The following is a 516-nucleotide window of genomic DNA, read 5'->3' on the forward strand; positions in this document are numbered from 1 at the left end:
CGTATCAACACGAACGTCGAGGCGTTCAACGCTCACCGTAACCTCGAGCACACGAGCGGCAAGCTCGGCAAGTCGATGGAGCGTCTCTCCAGCGGCCTGCGGATCAACCGCGCGGCTGACGACGCTGCCGGCCTCGCGATCTCGGAGAAGCTGCGTGGTCAGATCGGTGGTCTCGATCAGGCCCGCCGCAACGTCCAGGACGGCATCTCGCTCGTCCAGACGGCGGAAGGTTCGCTGACTGAGGTCCACAGCATGCTGCAGCGCGTGCGTGAGCTCGCGGTCCAGTACCAGAACGGCACGCTGGCGAGAGCTGACAGAGACGCGATCTCGGGCGAGGTCGTGCAGCTGAGAGACGAGATCGAGCGCATCGGTACGACGGCGCAGTTCAACGGCATCCAGCTGCTGGACGGCAGAACGACCAGAGTGTCGTTCCAGGTCGGCGCCAACGACGGCGAGACGATCGAGGCGACGCTGATCTCGCTCGGCACCGCCGTCGGCACGCTGAGAGCCGACGCG

Annotated in this window: 1 protein-coding gene; it reads left to right on the top strand. The window is 65.9% G+C overall.

The window, feature by feature from the left end; translation table 11 throughout:
• A partial coding sequence (locus R7226_RS31590) for a flagellin N-terminal helical domain-containing protein (protein WP_318601539.1) occupies window positions 1-516 on the top strand: 516 nt, incomplete at both ends.

Origin of the sequence: Conexibacter stalactiti, assembly GCF_033542075.1 — a bacterium.
GTDB lineage: Bacteria > Actinomycetota > Thermoleophilia > Solirubrobacterales > Solirubrobacteraceae > Conexibacter > Conexibacter stalactiti.